13 protein-coding genes are annotated in these 14,982 nt (G+C 60.6%); 6 read left to right on the top strand and 7 right to left on the bottom strand.

Annotation, left to right across the window (positions count from 1 at the left end):
• Window positions 1–17: 17 nt before the first annotated feature.
• A complete protein-coding gene (gene macA / locus C9383_RS24540) occupies window positions 18–1,169 on the top strand; it encodes a macrolide transporter subunit MacA (RefSeq protein ID WP_090370362.1) in 1,152 nt (383 codons plus the stop codon).
• 3 nt (window positions 1,170–1,172) lie between these two features.
• Window positions 1,173–3,131, top strand: coding sequence for a MacB family efflux pump subunit (locus tag C9383_RS24535; RefSeq protein WP_090370365.1), 1,959 nt, complete (start codon window positions 1,173–1,175; stop codon window positions 3,129–3,131).
• Window positions 3,132–3,313: 182 nt separating this feature from the next.
• Here the strand turns inward: C9383_RS24535 and C9383_RS24530 are convergent, their stop codons facing one another.
• Window positions 3,314–3,988: a helix-turn-helix transcriptional regulator gene (locus tag C9383_RS24530; RefSeq protein ID WP_174554038.1), complete on the bottom strand. Its 675-nt coding sequence runs from the start codon at window positions 3,986–3,988 to the stop codon at window positions 3,314–3,316.
• A gap of 162 nt (window positions 3,989–4,150) precedes the next feature.
• The gene (locus C9383_RS24525) at window positions 4,151–5,395 is read right to left on the bottom strand and encodes a methionine gamma-lyase (RefSeq protein WP_090370368.1); all 1,245 of its coding nucleotides are present in this window, start codon (window positions 5,393–5,395) and stop codon (window positions 4,151–4,153) included.
• 123 nt (window positions 5,396–5,518) lie between these two features.
• On the opposite strand from C9383_RS24525, the gene C9383_RS24520 reads away from it, so the two are divergent.
• The gene (locus tag C9383_RS24520; protein ID WP_060755577.1) at window positions 5,519–5,989 is read left to right on the top strand and encodes an Lrp/AsnC family transcriptional regulator; all 471 of its coding nucleotides are present in this window, start codon (window positions 5,519–5,521) and stop codon (window positions 5,987–5,989) included.
• On the opposite strand, the gene C9383_RS24515 is transcribed toward C9383_RS24520, so the two are convergent.
• The 3 genes from C9383_RS24515 to C9383_RS24505 form a co-directional block, all read right to left on the bottom strand.
• A complete protein-coding gene (locus C9383_RS24515; RefSeq protein ID WP_090370370.1) occupies window positions 5,990–7,294 on the bottom strand; it encodes an ATP-binding protein in 1,305 nt (434 codons plus the stop codon).
• A complete protein-coding gene (locus C9383_RS24510) occupies window positions 7,291–8,031 on the bottom strand; it encodes a response regulator (RefSeq protein WP_060755575.1) in 741 nt (246 codons plus the stop codon). The genes C9383_RS24515 and C9383_RS24510 overlap by 4 nt, the downstream gene beginning before the upstream one ends.
• A gap of 171 nt (window positions 8,032–8,202) precedes the next feature.
• Entirely contained in the window at window positions 8,203–9,612 is a 1,410-nt protein-coding gene (locus C9383_RS24505) for an aminotransferase-like domain-containing protein (RefSeq protein WP_090370372.1), read from the bottom strand.
• A gap of 191 nt (window positions 9,613–9,803) precedes the next feature.
• On the opposite strand from C9383_RS24505, the gene C9383_RS24500 reads away from it, so the two are divergent.
• From C9383_RS24500 to C9383_RS24490, 3 genes are all read left to right on the top strand, one after another.
• A complete protein-coding gene (locus C9383_RS24500) occupies window positions 9,804–10,436 on the top strand; it encodes a LysE family translocator (RefSeq protein ID WP_090370374.1) in 633 nt (210 codons plus the stop codon).
• A gap of 81 nt (window positions 10,437–10,517) precedes the next feature.
• Complete coding sequence (locus C9383_RS24495; RefSeq protein ID WP_090370376.1) at window positions 10,518–11,576, top strand: diguanylate cyclase; 1,059 nt, start codon at window positions 10,518–10,520, stop codon at window positions 11,574–11,576.
• Window positions 11,577–11,623: 47 nt separating this feature from the next.
• Window positions 11,624–12,853 (top strand): M20/M25/M40 family metallo-hydrolase, encoded by a 1,230-nt coding sequence (locus tag C9383_RS24490; protein ID WP_090370378.1) that lies wholly within the window; start codon window positions 11,624–11,626, stop codon window positions 12,851–12,853.
• A gap of 210 nt (window positions 12,854–13,063) precedes the next feature.
• Here C9383_RS24490 and C9383_RS24485 read toward each other — a convergent pair whose 3' ends face one another.
• Together C9383_RS24485 and C9383_RS24480 are read right to left on the bottom strand one after the other, a co-directional pair.
• A complete protein-coding gene (locus tag C9383_RS24485; protein WP_060755569.1) occupies window positions 13,064–13,483 on the bottom strand; it encodes a hypothetical protein in 420 nt (139 codons plus the stop codon).
• Window positions 13,480–14,982: RHS repeat domain-containing protein (locus C9383_RS24480; protein WP_146164719.1), on the bottom strand; the 1,503-nt coding region annotated here is incomplete at its 5' end. The genes C9383_RS24480 and C9383_RS24485, both read right to left, overlap by 4 nt.

Raw genomic sequence — 14,982 nt, 5'->3', positions numbered from 1 at the left:
CTGCTTTAGGGTCATTTATGCAAAAGTCAAAGTTTCGCAAAGTCGGCTTCGGCCTGGCGCTGGTTGTCGCGGCGGCATTGGTCATCTACACGGTGCAAGCGCCCGCCGATGCCCCGCAATACCTCACCGCGCCCGCCGAACGCGGTGATATTGAAAATGCCGTGTTGGCCACCGGCCTGTTGGAAGGGGTCAAGCAGGTCGATGTCGGCGCCCAGGTTTCCGGGCAGTTGAAGTCGCTCAAGGTCAAGGTCGGCGACAAGGTCAAGAAGGGCCAGTGGCTTGCCGAAATCGACCCGTTGATCCTGCAAAACACGCTGCGCAAAGCCCAGGTGGATGAAGAAAACCTGCAGGCCCAGCGCCGGGCCACGGCGGCCCAGCTCAAGCAAGCCAAGTCGGTGTATGAACGCTACAAGGACTTGCAGAGCGACGCGTCGGTGTCGCGCCAGGATTTCGAGAACGCCGAGTCGAACTTCCAGGTGCAGCAGGCCAACCTGGTGTCCCTGGATGCGCAGATCAACAGCGCGCAGATCCAGATCGACACCGCCAAGGTCAACCTCGCCTATACGCGCATTGTCGCGCCCATCGACGGCGACGTGGTGGGGATCGTCACCCAGGAAGGCCAGACCGTGATTGCCAACCAACTGGCGCCGGTGCTGCTCAAGCTGGCGGACCTGGACACCATGACCGTCAAGGCTCAGGTGTCGGAAGCCGATGTGATTCATATCGGCAGCGGCCAGCCGGTGTATTTCACCATCCTGGGTGAGCCTGAAAAACGCTACTACGCCAAGCTGCGCGGCACGGAGCCGGCGCCGCAGAACTTCCTGGAAACCCAGGCCGCGGGCACGTCGAAGCAGAACACCGCGGTGTTCTACAACGCGTTGTTCGAGGTGCCCAACCCCGACCATCGCCTGCGCATCTCCATGACCGCCCAGGTGCGCATCGTGCTCGACACCGCCCAGGCTGCGTTGCTGGTGCCGGTGGCGGCACTCGGTGTGCGCAGCCCCGATGGTCGCTACACGCTGCGGGTTCTGGATGCCAAGGGCCAGGCGGTGCCCCGTGAGGTGAAGACCGGTATCAACAACAACGTCAAGGTGCAGATCCTCGAGGGCCTGGCTGAGGGCGATAAAGTCGTGATCGGCGATGCAACCCCTGCCGTGGCAGGGAGCTGACGCATGGCTCAGCCGCTGTTGGAGCTCAAGGGCATCACTCGCAGTTTCATGGCCGGCGAGCGTGAGTTCGTTGCGCTCAAGGGCATCGATCTGACGATCCAGGCCGGGGAAATGGTCGCGATCATCGGCGCCTCGGGGTCGGGCAAATCCACGCTGATGAATATCCTCGGCGGGCTGGATTACGCCACGGCCGGCAGCTACAAGATCAACGGCATCGAAACCCGCTCCCTGGGGGATGAGCAACTGGCGGAGCTGCGTCGGGATTATTTTGGTTTCATCTTCCAGCGCTACCACTTGCTGGCGCATTTGAGTGCCTTGCACAACGTGGAAATGCCGGCGATCTACGCCGGTACGCCGCAAACCGCAAGGCACAGCCGGGCTCGGGAGTTGCTGGCGCGCCTGGGGCTGTCGGGGCACATCAGTCACCGGCCGAGCCAGTTGTCCGGCGGGCAACAGCAGCGGGTGAGTATTGCGCGGGCCTTGATGAATGGCGGCGAAGTGATTCTCGCCGACGAGCCCACCGGGGCACTCGATTCCCATAGCGGTAAAGAGGTGATGCGTATCCTCACTGAGCTGCACGCCGCCGGGCATACGGTGATCATCGTCACCCATGACCCCAAGGTGGCGGCGAATGCCCAGCGTATCGTCGAGGTGTGCGACGGCGAGATCGTCAGCGACCAGGCCAACGAACGTGTCGGCCTGGACTTGCCCAGCGAAGCGCCCATCGAACCCAGACGCAGCGGCGCACGCCGCTTGGTGGCAAGCCTGGGGCTGTTCAAGGAAGCGTTCAACATGGCTTGGGTCGCGCTGATTTCCCATCGCATGCGGACTTTGTTGACCATGCTCGGGATCGTTATCGGCATTACGTCGGTGGTGTCGATCTCGGCGATCGGCGAGGGTGCCAAACGCTATGTCCTCAAGGACATCCAGGCGATCGGCAGCAACACCATCGATATCTTTTCCGGCACCAGTTTTGGTGACAGCCGCGCGTCGGCCATCGAGACCTTGATGCCGTCGGATGTGGAGGCGTTGAACCAGCTGTATTACGTCGACAGTGCCACGCCGGTGGTGGGCCGCAACCTGTTGCTGCGCTTTGGCAACATCGACGTGGATGCGCAGGTCAATGGCGTGAGTGAGCGCTATTTCAAGGTCAAGGGCTTGAAGCTCGAAGCCGGGATTGCCTTCAGCGAAAATGATGCGCGACGCCAGGCGCAAGTGGTGGTCATCGACCACAACACGCGTCAGCGTTTGTTCGGGCCGAATATTGACCCGCTGGGCCAGGTCATCCTGGTGGGCAAGCTGCCGTGTACGGTGATCGGGGTCACTGCCGACAATAAAAACATGTTCGCCGCCAGCAAAGCGCTGAATGTGTGGGTGCCTTATGAAACGGCGGCGGGCCGCGTGTTGGGCCAGCGCCACCTGGACAGCATCACTGTGCGCATCAAGGATGGCCAGCCGAGCAAGGTGGTGGAAGACAACGTCAATAAACTCATGCTGCAACGTCACGGCACCAAGGACTTCTTCACCAACAACCTCGACAGCATCATGCAGACGGTGCAAAAAACCAGCCGTTCCCTGGCGTTGCTGTTGTCGCTGATCGCCGTCATTTCGTTATTGGTGGGGGGGATCGGCGTGATGAACATCATGCTGGTGTCCGTCACCGAGCGTACCCGCGAGATCGGTATCCGCATGGCCGTGGGCGCACGGCAGTCGGATATCCGCCAGCAGTTTCTGGTGGAGGCGGTGATGGTGTGCCTGATCGGTGGGGTGATCGGGATTTCGCTGTCCTACGCGATCGGCTATCTGTTTTCGCTGTTCGTGAAGGAGTGGGAGATGGTGTTCTCCCTGGGCTCGATCATCACCGCGTTTGCCTGTTCGACGCTGATCGGCATTGTGTTCGGCTTCGTACCGGCGCGAAATGCGGCGCGACTGGACCCGATCGAAGCACTGGCCCGCGACTGATTGTGCCTCTCACTCATGTGGCGAGGGAGCTTGCTCCCGCTGGGCCGCGAAGCGGCCCCGGCTTTTGGTTTGAAAAGACTGGGCCTGCTACGCAGTCCAGCGGGAGCAAGCTCCCTCGCCACAAGTTAGTCGTCGTCCGTTCTATCGATTAACCGACAGGCATCAGGGTTTGCCCGCCCTGTTTATTCTGGGAGCGGTCCATCGTCGGTGGCGTACATCCATCGCAACAATGAGTGCCGTCCACTGATCCCCAGCTTGATCGCCGCCCGCTTCAGGTAGCTCTCGATGGTGTTGACCTTCAGCGCCAATTGTTCCGCCAGTTCGCGCGCGGTGCGCCCGGCCAGCAGGCCGACACAGACTTCCAGCTCACGCTTGGACAGCTTCAGCCCCGCTTGCACCAGGCGCTCCTGGATGCGTTGACGCAAGGCTTCGAGGCCCTGGTTATCCGTTAGCGGCGGCTCGCCGTCCTGGCGGCAGGGATGTATCGCCGTGATGTGTTTTTCCACCATCGGCAGCAGCAGGGTGGAAAAATCCCGCAGCAGGCTGCGTTCTTGAGGCGAAAAGTTTTCGGATTGCTGGCCGCGATACACCGACAGCACGTAACGCACATTGTCCTTGCAATGCGTCAGGTGCAACTGGGCGGCAGGTTGCTCGGGGTCCAGGGTCACCACCGAATCGGTGTAGACCGGGTTGATCTCACGGTGGGCGTGCCCGGTGCAACTGACCTGCAACTGCTTGATATGGCTGGCGTCCACTGCCAGTTGGGTACGGATAAGGTCATGCAGCAAGCGTGGGAAATGGCGACTGCCAGTGCTGGCGATGACCTTGCCTATCTGTGGGAACAGGTGTGAGTTCATCCATTCATCCATGAATTTCAGGTGCAGATATTTGGCCTTATGCTAGTACAGCCTGACGCAGGGATGGGGATCCAATCGGTAAAAAATCAGATTAAAACGCATAACGGCGGTCGGACCAGTCCGACCACCGTTTGTGGGAAAGGATAACGCCGAGCTTGGGACTTATTTCAGGGCATGTTCGACGGTCGAGGGCCGGCGGGTCGTCTCGCGCATGCATTTGGCCAAGGCTTGTTGCACATCGGCCAACAGGTCGGCGACGTCCTCGAGCCCCACCGACAAACGCACCAGACCTTCACTGATACCGTGGTGTGCACGTTCTTCCGGGGTATAGGTGGAATGGGTCATGCTCGCGGGATGCTGGGCCAGTGATTCCGCATCGCCCAGGCTGACCGCGCGGGTAAACAGCTTGAGCGCGTTCATGAAGCGCCGACCGGTCTCAATCCCGCCCTTGAGTTCAAACGCGATCATGCCGCCGGCCATTTTCATCTGGCGCGTCGCCAATTCGTACTGTGGGAAAGAGCGCAGCCCAGGGTAAGTCACCCACTGCACGGCAGGGTGCGCCTGCAAGGCTTCGGCCACCGTCTGGGCGCTGCTGCAATGGCGTTCCATGCGCAGGGCCAGGGTCTTGAGACCGCGCATCAACAGCGAGGCATCCTGTGGAGACATCACTGCGCCGGTCAGGTCCTTGAGCCCTTGCAGGCGAATGCGTTGCGCGAGGGCGTGGCTGCTCACCGCCACGCCGGCGGTAATGTCGCCGTGCCCACTGAGGTATTTGGTGGCCGAATGCACGACCACGTCGGCGCCCAATTCCAGGGGCCGTTGCAGGTAGGGCGTGCAGTAGGTGTTGTCGACCACCAGCGTGACATTCGGCTGCTCGTGGGCGAGTTGCGCCACGGCGGCGATGTCGACCAATTGCAGGGTCGGGTTGGCCGGGGTCTCGCAATAGATCATGCGGGTGGCAGGGGACAGTGCCGCGCGAAGGGCGGCCAGGTCGGTGAGGTCGACATGGCGCACCTTGATGCCGAACTCGCCGATGCCGTGGTGCAGCAGGGCGAAGGTGCAGCCGTAGAGCGTCCGGCTGACGATGACTTCGTCGCCCGGACGCAGCAGGGTCCAGAACGTTGCGGCAATGGCGCCCATGCCGGAGCTGAACGCGACCGCAGCCTCGCCGTTCTCGAGGGTGGCCATGCGCGACTCGAGCAGAGCCAGGGTAGGGTTGGAAATACGTGTATAGAAATGGCCGTTCGCTTCTCCGGCGAAGCAGGCGGCGCCATATTCGGCCGTGGGGAAGGCGAACGTGGCAGACAGGTAGATCGGCGGCACCAGGGCCCCATGGTGGTCCTTGGGGTCATAGCCGTGGTGGATGGCGCGGGTGGAAAATCCGAAGGCAGGGTGTTTATTGTTCATCTCAAGCGCTCCTTATTTACTACAATGCTATGCTCATAACCGCAGATGAACGTTGCCAAATTTGCCGACAAATCCCGCGTCAAGGGATGAAAAACCTATAAAAATAATGATCAGAGGCACGTTATGCCCATCCGTCTGGACCGTACCGACAAAGCCCTTTTAAACGCGTTGCAAGGCAATGCCCGCCTGACCGTCGCCGAACTGGCCGACCGGGTGGCCTTGACTACCTCGCCCTGTTGGCGACGGGTCAGAAACCTGGAAGACAGCGGTGTGATCAGCGGCTACCAGGCGATTTTGTCGCCCAAGGCGCTGGGGTATGGGGTGACGGCGTTTGTCAGCATCATGATGGAGAGCCACACCCAGGACATTGCCCGGGCGTTCGAGAAACGGCTGTTGGAAATTCCGGAAATCGTGGCGTGCCATAACGTGTCCGGGCGCTATGACTTTCTGCTGGAAGTGGTGGCCAAGGACCTGGAGTCGTTTGGCGAGTTCGCCAGGGAGGTCTTGCAGACGCTGCCCTGTGTCAAAGAGATCTATTCGAGTTTTTCCTACAAGTCGGTCAGGCCGTTGCGGGTGATTCCGTTGCCGGGTTGATCAGAGCGTTATGCGCACCTCGGCACATAAACCGCCGCCCTCGCGATTGCTCAGGGTCAGTGACCCGCCAATCGCCACGGCCAATTGCTGCGCAATCGCCAGCCCCAACCCGGTGCCACCAGTGCCACGGTTGCGTGAGCTTTCCACCCGATAAAACGGCTGCATCACTTGCACCAGTTCTTCCTCGGCGATACCGGGGCCGCGGTCCAGCACCTTGAGCGAGCATTCGCCGTTGGCCGTCGAACTCACCTGCAGCTCGGCGCTGCCGGCGAATTTCAGCGCATTGTCCACCAGGTTCACCAGCACCCGGCGCAGGGCGTGGGGGCGGGTGTCCAGCAGCACCGCGCTTTTACCGCTGAGGCTGACGTTTTTATGCATGTCCTGGTAGTCAAACACCAGGCTGTCCAGGAACGCATCCAGGTCGATGCGGTGGCTGGCTTCGGTGGCGCCGTGGACGCTGCGGGCGTAGGCCACGCCTTCACGCACCAGATGCTCCATTTCCCCCAGGTCGTTCCACAGTTTGTCGCGGTCGACTGAGTCCTCCATGAACTCGGCGCGCAGCTTCATGCGGGTAATCGGTGTTTGCAGGTCATGGGAAATCGCCGCGAGGATCTGCATGCGTTCCTTGAGGTATTCGGCGATGCGCTGTTGCATTTGATTGAACGCCACCGCCGCGTGGGCCACTTCGGTGGGGCCTTTTTCGTCCAGGGGCGTAGGATGGGCGTTCGGGTCGAGGGTTTCCACGGCGCGGGCCAGGCGCGTCAGCGGGCGGATGGCCAGGCGCACGGCGATCCAGGTGCAGCCGAGCAGCACCGCCAGTTGCAGCACCAGCACCACCGGTAACCAATAAGCGACCGGCTGGGCGGCGGGGCGCACGTCAATGGTGATCGGGCTGCCGTCGGCCAAGGTCAGGTGCGCCTGGAAATGCTTGCGCAGGCCGGGCAGGTCACGAAAGGTCAGGGCATAGTGCTCACCCAGGGCGCTGGCGATCGAGGTTGCCGCCATGGGCACGTCATCGTTGCTCAGCGGTTCGCCGGTTTCGCCGGCATTGAGCAGGTAGCGGTAGTTCTGCCGGTCGAGGCGTGGCAGCCAGCTTGCGCGTTCGTTGGCGGGCAAGCGGTCGAGGATCGCCACCGAGGTCGACACATCGTTTTCCAGGTTGCCGAGCATGACGGTGCGGGCGCTGATGTAGCGCTCGTAGAACTGCGCGCTGAACGACAAGCCATGGGCACACAGCAGGCTGATCAAGAAGATCAGGGACAACTGCGACGCCAGCGTGCGTGGCCAACCCAACCGCCACTTCATGGCGCGGCCCCGAGGATTTCCACCGGCAGGGAAAACACATAGCCCTCGCTGCGCACGGTCTTGATGTAGGCCGGTTCACGTGCATCATCCAGCAGGCGCTGGCGCAGGCGGCTGACCAGCAGGTCGATGGAGCGGTCGAACAAGTCCGCGTCACGGCCCTGGGTCAGGTTCAGTAACTGGTCGCGGTTGAGCACGCGCTGGGGGTGGTCGAGGAACACCCGCAATAACCGGTATTCCGCGCCGCTCAGGGCTACCAGTGTGTCGTCTTCATCCAGCAGGTGGCGGGCGGTGGTGTCCAGGCGCCAGCGGCCAAAACGAATCAAACGGCCGGTTTCGCTGACCACCAGGTTGGGCGGCAACATCCGCGTACGGCGCAACACGGCGTTGATCCGCGCCAGCAACTCACGGGCGGCAAAGGGTTTGACCAGGTAATCATCGGCGCCCATTTCCAGGCCGATGATGCGGTCGGTTTCGTCGTTGCGCGCCGTGAGCATCAGCACCGGCGTCGCCTTGTGCTTGCCCACCCGCAGCTCGCGGCACAGCAGCAGCCCGTCGTCGCCGGGCATCATGATATCCAGCACGATCAGGTCCACGGGGGTGGTGTCGAGGAAGCTGCGCATCTGGCGGCCATCGGCGACCACGGTGGTGCGCATGCCGTTTTTCTTCAGGTAATTGCCCACCAGCTCGCGGATTTCGCGGTCGTCATCGACGATCAGGATGTGATCGACATGCTCCATGCTGCGTTCCTCAAAAAGTGTGATTGCCGCGCAGTCTAGCCATTATGGGCGCCGTTGCCTTGTGCCCTTTGTATTGCACTGTATCTGGCGATAAGTAGATACACGACGAGGCAAAAAACAGCCGGATGATGTTTGACGTCATGGGCACCTCGTTGAGCTTCTACGGCCTGTTCACCTGCCCACGGCCTTGAGCAGCAAGGTCTCGAATAACCGCTGAACCCGTGGCTCATCGGTATGGGCCACATTGAAACGCATCGAATCGCCGTTGGCCGGGTCATAGCCGAACAGTGCGCCCGGTGCCAACGCCATGCTGTGTTTCAACGCCGCCTGGGCCAGTTGCTCGGCATTCACTCCCGCAGGCAGGCGCGCCCAGATGAACATCCCACCCTCATAAGCCATCGCCGGTTCGCAGCCACAGCGCTTGAGCCATTGCTCGACTCGTCCGCCGGCTTCCTGCAGGCGCTGCACCGTGCGTTTGCGGTGCCGGGCATAGCTGCCTTCGCTGAGCATGCGGTACACCACGTGCTCGAACAGTTCGGAGGTGACGCCGCCGCTCATCAATTTCATATGCGTCAGGTTGGCCGCCAGTTGCGGGGCGGCCACCACGTAGCTGACGCGGGTGTTGGCACTGAGGATCTTCGAGAAGCCTGACAGGTAAGTGACCTGGTCCAGCCCGGCCAGGGCCGCCAGGCGCGGGGGAGGGTTGGGATGCAGGTCGCCGTAGAGGTCATCCTCGATGATGTGGCAGTGGTACTGCCGGGTCAGTTGCAGCAGGCGAAACGCCTGGCTGGGGCTGAAGGAGTGACCGGTGGGGTTTTGCAGCACGCTGGTGGTGAGGTACAGGCTGGGCCGGTGTTCGGCGAGCAATTGCTCCAGCGCGGTGAAGTCCAGACCGTCGGGTCGACGCTCGATCGTCACCACCTTGACCCCATGCAGAGCCAGGTTGGCGTGGAAGTTGAAGTAGCACGGCGCGTCCAGTAGCACGGTGTCGCCGGGGCGGGTCAGCAGGCGCATGAGCATGTCCAGGCCCTGCACGGTGTTGGGGGTGGTGATGATCTGTTCCACCGGCACCGCCAGGCCGTCGCTGTGCAGCTTTTGTTGCAGGGCCTGGCGCAACGGCAACAAGCCCGCCGGCGTCCCCAGCCCGGCGATCCGCAGTGAGGGCGCGCGCACGACGCTGCGCAGGGCCTGGCGGATGGCTTCGGTGTTCAACCAGTCTTCCGGCAAATGCCCACTGCCCGGGCGCAGCTCGCTGTCGGCGTTGGCCAAGGGGCGTCGCAATACGCTGAGCAAGTCCTGGGGCAATAGATCAACCCAGGCCACCGACGCCGGCCGGGCGGTTTCCATCGCGACGAAGTAGCCACGGCCCTGGCTGGACGTCAGCAGGTTGCGCCCGCGCAGGCGGTCCAACGCCTCATTCAGGGTGAACTTGCTGACGCCCAGCACCTGGGTCAATTCGCGTACCGACGGCAACTTGCTGCCGGGCGCCCACTCGCCACCTTCGATGGCCTGGCTGAACGCCTCGACGATCTGCTGAACCTTCGGCGTGCCTTCCACAAAGGCGATGGCGGATATGAACATAAACCTTCCTGGTGTTTACCGGTGATTTTACCGGTGAAGTCAGGCCGGATTAGGCACCACTTTACCTGCCTTGTGCAATGACGCTGGCCTAGACTGCGCGCCAGGCGCCGCTGTTGGTCGTGGGTGTAACGCCGGCCCGGCTGGCGACGACGCTCAAATCTCTTTGCTACCCCCCCCAAGGCCCCCTGACCATGACCAGTGCGTTAACCCTGTCTTCGTTTCTCTATTTCCTGGTGTTTTGCGCCACCATGACCTTCAGCCCCGGCCCCATGACCTTGCTGCTGTTGAGCCTGGGCCTGAGGGACGGCCTGCGTCGTTCGATCCCGGCGCAGGTCGGCGCCAGTGTGGCGTACCTGATTTCGATCCTGATCTTTGCCGTGGGCTTTTCACAGTTGATCAAGGGCAACGTTGTCATTACGCAGACCCTCCAGGTGGTCGGCGTGGCCTACCTGCTTTACCTGGCCTATAAACAATGGACCAGCACCGGCGGAATCATCGCTCAGGGCGGCGCCCCGGAAAGCTCGCGCAGCCTGTTCGGCAAGGGGTTGTTGACCGGGTTTTCCAACCCCAAGACGCTCATTCTGTTCAGCGCGGTGTTCCCGCAGTTTGCCGGGGCAGGGGAGCACAGTTCCATGGCGGATATCGCGATCCTGGGCCTGACCTTCCTGCTGCTGCAATTTGCCAGTGGCTGCCTGTATGGCTACTTCGGCCAACGCATCAAGGGCGTGCTGGAAAACCCCAGGCATCGAGTGCTGCTACAGCGTTGCACGGCGCTGATGCTGGTGGGGGTTGCGGGGATGTTGGCACGCGGGTTTTCGCACTGAAGTATTAGCCCATAAGCGGTAGTGGCGATTTGACTCTGCCCTGATAGACTCCAGGCACTTAGCCTGGATTACACCCACACCATGCCAGCCGCCGGAGGAAAGGGACTTCCGCTCGCTTCGCGCCTATACAAATCCCGCGCATTGGGGCTGACGCTCGGCTTTGTGTGCGTGGTGTTTGCCATGTACCCGCTGCACCCGTCCGCCTGGGTCTGGGCCTGGATGCTGATCAATGCCTTTGTGTGGCCGCACCTGGCCTATCAGGGCTCGCGACGTGCGAGCAATTCGTTGCGCAGTGAGCGACGCAATCTGCTGTTCGATTCCTTTTGCGGGGGCTTCTGGGTCGGTGCGATGCACTTCAACCCGTTGCCCAGCGTCACCACGCTGTCGATGATGACCATGAACAACGTCGCCATCGGCGGATCGCGTTTCATGCTCATGGGTTGGGTGGCGCAAGCGCTCGGCATTGGCGTGTCCCTGCTGTTGTTCACGCCGGCGTTCATTGCCGTGACCAGCCAGGCGCAACTCTACGCCTGCCTGCCGATCCTGACGGTGTATCCCCTGGTTCTGGGCTGGATCTGCTATCGCCAGGCCGTGACCCTGGCGCGGCACAAACGTGAACTGCTCGCCCTGAGCCGCACCGACAGCCTGTCCGGCCTGCTCAACCACGGCGCCTGGAAAGATCACCTCGAAATCGAATTTCAACGGTGCCGCCGTGGTCCGGCCGGTGCGGCGATCGCCCTGATCGATATCGATCACTTCAAGACCATCAATGACACTTACGGCCATGTGACCGGTGACATCGTGCTGCGCCAACTGAGCAAAGTGCTGCGCCAAAGCTTGCGCATCACCGACCTGGCCGGGCGTTATGGCGGCGATGAGTTCTGCGTGATCCTGCCGGGCATGCCGCTCGACCATGCCACCGAAATGATGGAGGCCCTGCGCGATCGCTTCAACGCCTTGGTGTACGCCCAGGACCCGACCTTGCGCGCCAGTTTGAGCATCGGCCTGGCGCCGTATCAACCGAGCCACGCCGATTCGCTGAGTTGGCTCAACGACGCTGACCTTGCGTTATACGAGGCCAAAAGCAGTGGGCGTAACCGCGTGAGTTCGGCCCAGGGGAGTTTGTTGCGATCAGTTTAGTGGGGTAGGGTAACGCGGCCCCTCTCAACAAAAACAAGGATCGGTTCATGCTTTTTACTTCCCCCCGTACCCTTTTGGCCGCGACCCTGGCCTTGTCCGTCGTCGTGCCGGCCTACAGTGCCGAACCCCATAAACAGATCCAGGCGGATGCCGAACAGGCCAAGGCCCCAGCCTTGAAACTGCTGGAGCGCCTGGTGAATATCGACTCGGGCTCAGGCTACGAGCCGGGCCTGACCCAAGTGCGCGACATTGCGGTGGATGAACTGAAACAGCTCGGTTTCAGCATTGAGTTGGTACCGGACAAAGCCGCCAACAACAGTCATGTGGTCGCCACCCTCAAGGGCACCGGCAAGGCCAGGATTTTGCTGATGGCCCATATGGATACCGTCTTCAAGGAAGGCTCGGCCGCCGAGCGCCCGTTTCACATCAAGGACGGCCGCGCCTATGGTCCCGGCGTGATGGATGACAAGGGCGGCATCGTCGCCGGTATCTATGCGCTCAAGGTCCTGAAAAACCAGGGCTTCAAGGACTTCGCGCAAATCACCTTCCTGCTCGACGCCAACGAAGAGACCGGTTCTGAAGCGGCCTCGGAGCTGATCCGTAAAACCGCCAAGGCGCACGACGTGACCTTGAACCTCGAACCCGGCCGCCCTGCGGACGGCCTGGTGGTATGGCGCAAAGGCAGCGCGACCGCCGTCGTCGAAGTCAAAGGCAAAGCCGCCCACGCCGGTGTCGCTCCGGAACTGGGCCGCAATGCGGCCATGGAAGCCGCGCACCAGATCCTGCAACTGGGCAAGTTGGGCGATGAAGAGAAGAAAACCACCATCAACTTCACCGTGCTCAAGGCCGGTGACCGCGTCAACGTGATCCCCGACCAAGCCACCGCCAAGGCCGACGTCCGCGCGGCGTTACCGGAAGAGTTTGATCGCATCGAGAAAGACCTGGCGCGAGTGTCGGCCAACAAACTGATCCCCGACACCGAAGTGACCACCAGCCTGCACCGTGGTTTGCCACCCATGCCGCAAACGCCGGAGTCGGACAAACTGGTGGCGATTGCCCAAGGCATCTACGGCGAGTTAGGCAAGACCTTGACCATTGAAGGCAGCGGCGGCGCGGCGGATGCGAGCTTGTCAGCGGGTGTGGGCACGCCGACGCTGGATGGGTTCGGGATAGTGGGCGGCAATATTCACACGCCGGAAGAGTACGCGGAGGTGGAGAGCGTAGTGCCTCGGGTTTATTTGTTGAGCCGGATGATTATGGAGCTGTCGAAGCGCTGATTGGGGTGGGGCATTATCGAGATGATGATCGCCACCCTTTTTTTTGTGGCGAGCGAGCTTGCTCGCGCTGGGCTGCACAGCAGCCCCAAAATAGACACTACCCATCTAACTGAAAACACCCGTCGCCGGACCTGGGGGCCGCTTCGCGGCCCAGCGCGAGCAAGCTCGCTCGCCACAGGAGGCGGTGTCGCGTTGCAGAGCGGTGCGGTGTTACCAAGTTGATGGGTCTTCGAGGCTGGCTTTTTGGAGGTCTTCCATCCAAATAATTCGAGCAAATTGATAAACGTCTGCCAAGAAGTCTCTAGGCTTTTCAAGGTTGTACCATTCTGACCTAGGCCATGAGGCTGCTTCACCTTCACCAATCTCGAATAAGCTTTGGAAATCGTAGTCCTTGTCGCTCAGGCAGCATTTTAAAGCTTCGACCAACGCGTATTTATGCCTGTAGGATAGGTAATCCAAGCTCAATGCGTAGTTTTTTATGAGTTCTTCTCTGTCTGCGTGTTCATTTGGATTGTATTTCTCCAACTCCTCCCCAAGATCTTGCTCTCGGTCGTAAACATCAAATACACCTATAAACCATTTCAAACTGGGGTCGAATGGGACGTTCAGAAATGGGTCTTTGAGCATCATTTTTTCTCAACAGGAAAAGCGGTGAATGGCCTAGTGTTATCTTTTTTATCAAACTTTACTTCGAACCAGTTTAGTTTTTCATTTAGGTGCGGACTTTTCGGATCTTTTTTGTTAGGTCGATAACCTCGTCCAGCTCCAAGTAACTCCAATTTGAGTATGGGATTTTGATTGTGGTCCTTGCCGTTGAATGGATCTAATCCTAGCGAATTTCGTGTCAACGCTTTATTTAAGGCGCCTAGCTGCATTCTCCAGCTATGAAACTGAGAGCTTAGATTTCCACTTTTACCTGGTTTCAATAATCCAGTGCTTGGATCTGTGCCATCAATGGCTCTCTGCCTCAACGCTGCATCGTTGATTTCAGGGCTGTGTTTAGCGACGCTGTGCATGTTGTGTTTTTCCTCCAACTCCAGCACCCGCCGTTTTGCGTTTGCCTCACTGAGGTCTTCTATTCGTGATCTTCGTTCTTCCCTAGCTTGTTTCGGCAGTGCTGGTTGTCGCTCGTCAACCGTGGCCTTTTCAATTGGGTTTTCGAGTTCAGATGCTGGTTTACAACCATTACTGCCTGGGCATGTATTTAAGCCAAGTGGATCCACCCACCCCGTAGGATTCGGCACGTACTGGTACGCATTGATCCCACCCGCCAGCTTCACCGGATCCGGCGTCAGGTACCGACCAATATCCGGATTGTAGTAGCGATGACGGTTGTAGTGCAGTCCGCTTTCCGGGTCGCAGTACTGGCCTTGAAAACGCAATGGGTTGTCGATTTTGCCGACATCGAGGCGGGCGATTTCGCCGTAGGCGCGGTAATGCGCGGACCAGACGATTTCGCCGTCGGGGGCGGTGAGTTCCTGCGGCGTGCCAAGGTGGTCGAGTTGGTAGTGGTAGGGCTTTGTTTCCTTTGGACCAAAGCCTTCCAGCAGGGCGAGCGGGCGGAAGGTGCCGGGTTCATACAGGTAGCTGCGATGGCGCTCCGCATGATGCTCGGCAATCAGCTTGTCGCCTTGCCAGAAAAACTCCGTGGTGGTGTCATCCACGGTTTTGCTGATGCGCCGCCCAAACGGGTCGTAGCGATAGTGTGCGGTTTGCCCGTTGGGCGTGGTGAGGCCGATCAAACGGTGCTGGCAGTCGTAGCGGTATTCGGTGACAAGTGACTGACCTTTGCCGCGTCGCTCGCGGATCAGGTTGCCGAAGGCGTCGTAGTCATAGTGATGATCGCCCTGGATCATCAGGCGATTGCCCGCAACGATGTCCGGACCAGGGCGGTTCTGCATCAGCAGGTTGCCCGCCGGGTCGTGGCCGAAGCGTTCCTGTACGTCTTGCGAGTGGTTGGCGCGGGTCAGGCGGGCGAGGGGGTCGTAGTGGTAGTCGTGCTGGCCCTTGCGGGTGTCGAGCAGGCGGGTGAGGTTGCCGGTGTTGTCGTAGTCGTATTGGCGTTGGTAAAGAATGTGTTCCTGCTGGGTGATGGCGTGGGCGTGCAGGCGGTGCTGGTCGTCGTAGTG

The organism is Pseudomonas palleroniana (assembly GCF_003031675.1).
Lineage (GTDB): Bacteria > Pseudomonadota > Gammaproteobacteria > Pseudomonadales > Pseudomonadaceae > Aquipseudomonas > Aquipseudomonas palleroniana.
This window is presented reverse-complemented; position numbering and strand designations above follow the sequence as displayed.